Annotated in this window: 2 protein-coding genes; one reads left to right on the top strand and one right to left on the bottom strand. The window is 45.9% G+C overall.

All coding sequences use genetic code 11. From position 1 onward, the window contains the following. Positions 1 to 2,984: YfhO family protein (locus QUF07_RS13390; RefSeq protein ID WP_289427906.1), on the top strand; the 2,984-nt coding region annotated here is incomplete at its 5' end. A gap of 303 nt (positions 2,985 to 3,287) precedes the next feature. Here QUF07_RS13390 and QUF07_RS13385 read toward each other — a convergent pair. Further along, on the bottom strand, positions 3,288 to 3,770 hold the full coding sequence (locus QUF07_RS13385) for an arginine repressor (protein ID WP_054748966.1): 483 nt from the start codon (positions 3,768 to 3,770) through the stop codon (positions 3,288 to 3,290). Between the last annotated feature and the right edge of the window lie 272 nt (positions 3,771 to 4,042).

Genomic DNA, 4,042 nt, shown 5'->3' with positions numbered 1-4,042 from the left:
CCGGCAGAACATTGATCTGGAACGTTGACGGGATTGCCCAACATTTTCCAATTCTGGCGCAATTTCAGCGGATCTTACAGGGAACCGCGCACCAATCCTTATTCGGTTGGTCGTGGAATCTGGGTGCGGGAGCAGATCAACTGACCACCTTCGCCTTTTATATCGTGGGCGATCCTTTCAGTTACTTAATTGCCCTCTTTCCTGCCAGCAAGTTGGAGTTGGGCTATCAGCTCCTCATCTTACTTCGGCTTTATTGTGTTGGCTGCGCCTTTCTTGCGTGGGCCAATGAGCGTTCATTTAGCCGCCACAGCAAGCTCATCGGAACATTAATCTATACTTTTTCTGGCTACAATTTTTACGTTTCAATGCACCACCCATTCTTTCTCCTACCGATGATGCTCTTCCCCTTACTGGCAATGGGGGTTGAGAAGGTATTGCATGGGCAAAATTGGCTGCCGCTGGCAATTGCGGTTGCCCTGGCCCTTGTCAGCAATTTCTACTTTGCCTATATGCTGGCACTTGGCACTTTTGTCTATCTCTTGACCCGATATTTACATATGTACCACGTTGATGCCAAACAATTACCGCTGGGCAGGATCATCTATTGTTTGGCGCAGGCAATTGTCACCGGGTTGATGATGGCAGGTGTCGTCCTCTTCCCAACACTGCTGTCGGTCTTTCAATCAACTCGAATCGCCTATCACGCAAAATTTGCCAATGGGCTACTGCTATACCCGGCTAAGTACTATCTCGCCCTCCCCAACCAACTGATTACCAGCACGACGACCAAAGATTACTGGCTCGTCCTCAACGTTTGTGGGCTCACATTTTTAGCTGCCATCTATATTTTGCGCCACTTCAAGCACTACCGGGCACTTGCCATTGTCATAGTTTTGACCGTCATCGGCATCCTACTTCCCCAAGTCAGTGCCACCACCAATGGCTTGTCAACGCCTTCCAATCGTTGGTTGTTCTTGGCAGTCTCGCCGCTTGGATTGGCAACGATGATCTTTGTCGACCAGCTCCCCCGATTAACGCGGAATGATTTGAAATGGCTGATTACATCACTGGTTATCCTGATTGGCTTAGTCTGGATCACCAAAGGATTCACGCTCAAGCTGCCGCAAAATGATTTGGTGGCTTATGGCTTTGCCAGCTGTTTCCTATTGTTATTTGCCTGTCAGTCCTCCCTCAAGCTTTCTGCTAAAACAGTTGGGATCGTCTTAACTGGGCTGGTCCTCATTAACATCGTCAGCAATGGGCAAGGCTGGTTCAGCCCCAATAACAGTAAAAATATCAAATCGAACTTGATGACTGGCACCGCTTCTCAATGGCTCCACAAATATTACGACGGCGCCCAAACGGGATTAAAATCCAATCAAGGATTTTATCGAACCGCGACGATTCACAACTACTATCCTCATCGGACTGCCGGCAATAATATTCCCATGGTCCTTGGCACTCATGATCTCGGTGCTTATTATTCCATTCAAGATGGTTATGTTTATAAATTTAGTCGCTCAATCGATAATTCACAGGCAGTCGTTAACTCCGTTCTTGGGGAAGCCGATGGCCGAACAACGCTCCTTAATCAATTGGGTGTCCGCTACATGTTTGCCAAAACCGATATTGTCAAGAATCCTAAAGCCGTTCCTTACGGTTATCATTTTGTTCGCAAGAATGGTCGAATTGTCGATTTCCCAGAACAACCGGTTAGTGGTTTAAGTAACCACTCTGGAACGGTTCTGCTTAAAAGCAACTTGGCGCTGCCGTTGGTTTACATGCAAAACAACACGATTTCATCTACAACCTACAACCAGCTGACCCCTATTCAACGGGAACAATCACTCGTCCAGGGGACTCAGGTGGATCAGCCGGTCACAGGGATTCAATCAATCAAGCCTCGCGCCACTGTCAAACAAGTTGGCTATACGGCCAATGTATTTGACCAACACATCGTTGAAACCCCTGTGAAGGCTGTTTTATCCCGACTGAGACTATCACCAAATAGTCGCTACCGACAAACAGCTGCTAAATACAAAACCACGCTGCCGAAGAATAAAGTGGCTATCTGGGAAAAGGCAACCGGCTTGAATCCAAAGGGGCAACCACTTCAAAACGTCCTCAACAAGAACAAACGGGTCATTGCCCGCAACGAAAATCTGAACCGCAATGGCCTGCACGTCATGGATAACGACGCCCAGGGGCGCCACTTGTCTTATCAACTCAAGTTAAAGAACCCTGAAAAGTATCGAAATACCGAACTTTATCTGGTCATCGATGGCATTTCCGAAACCCGCCACACAATGATGGGCCGCCTAAATAGCCTCCGAGCCGATTCAATCATCGACGGGACGCCAGTTTCAAAGCTCCAGAAAATTGATCGGCTGAGAGCCGCCAGCCAACACCCTGATCTTGGTGGTTTCACAGTCTCAGTCCAATCACCGACGAATTTCACCTTCTTCAGGCAGCTGCCGATGAACAACTTATCCGATTACGAAGACCGTCAACACGTAGTTTTAAATTTGGGCTACTCAGATCAACTTCGCAAATCAATGACCATTCACTTCAACGGGGTCAAGCAATTGCGATTCAAGAAAGTTCGAATCATGGCCGTGCCGTTTAATCAAACTTATGACCAGCAAATTCACCGGCTCCAACGAACTGGTTTGCAAAACCAAAAGGTAACCAACAATACTGTCAGCGGAGAAACCAACCCCGCAAATCAAGCCAGAATTATGACCACTTCCATCCCCTATTTCTCCGGTTGGAAACTCCAAGTTGATCATCACCCAACCAAGACTTTTGTCGCAAACAAGGGATTTGTGGGCGCCAAGATTCCCGCGGGCAAGCACCTGATCCAGTTGAAGTATTCAACTCCTGGCTTGTCACTGGGAATGAAATTGACGATAATTGGGTTCCTTTGGTTAGCTGGATTTGCGATTGTAGCTGGCGTGCGCTTTGGGTACCGAAAGTTTAAGTAAATTCTCAAACTAAATAACTCCACGCTGGTTTGATGCTGACGTGGGGTTGTTTTGGGTTGGGAGGTCTTTGTGAACAGCTCTGTTATGTGGCGGAATCTTGCTGCAACCAACTGACGCTAATGCACAAGGGGTCATCATCACATATGAAATTTCCGCAGTGGTCGTTTTCCCCTCTATTGACTAATGGTGCTCCGAAAAGCAGGCGCTTAACAATATAAGAGCAGTCCCCCCTAAAATCCAAAACCAGGATTTTAGGGGGGACTGCTCTTATATTACCACGCCTAATCGCTTTTCTTCGCACACTTAATCTTGAATCGACGACACCAACAGGTCCGGATTTGAATGCTTTGTAAACAGGTTATTAATACTCTTAGCTGCTTCCACTGATGGGCTGAACAGCACGATTGTGTCGTAACCTGCCAGCGTTCCCGCCACGTCATCCAAATGGAGGTCGTCGATGACCGCCGCTAACGGGTTGGCATAACTTGGCTGCGTATGAATGACATTAATAAATTGGATTTGGCGGATATCCGTGACCGTTCCGTTGATCATGCGGTACATTCTCTCCAACTCATTTTGATTGCCGGACTTAAAAATCATGTATCTGGAATCGCCTGAACTATCCGGTTGCTTCACAATTTGCATTTCTCGAATATCGCGAGATAGGGTTGCTTGCGTGACATTAATGCCTGATAGTTTCAATTTGGCCATCAATTCATCTTGGGTTGTAATTGTGTATTGATTAATAATTTGTTCGATTTTAGACTGCCGGGCTTCTTTTTTCATCGGGGAACTTCCTTTCACGAAATAATGCCATCTACATCATGACATTATAGATTTTTTGCTTAAATATTCAATAACGATCGACTGAATTGCATAACACTATCATAGCAAATAATAATCCAAAGTTCGCCTTTTTTCGAAAAATATGACTGGAAATTCAAAAAGAGTGGTCTGAAAAGCGGTTAGTTTCCAGAATATAAGGGTTCTACAATATCTGTTGTTGGTAATAGATTTTATCTATTACTGATGACAGATTTTTTGTTTCTCGTTAGAAT

This window comes from Lentilactobacillus sp. TOM.63 (assembly GCF_030361045.1).
Taxonomy (GTDB): Bacteria; Bacillota; Bacilli; order Lactobacillales; family Lactobacillaceae; genus Lentilactobacillus; species Lentilactobacillus dabitei.
The sequence above is the reverse complement of the archived record's forward strand: the minus strand, read 5'-3'. Positions and strand labels throughout refer to the sequence as shown.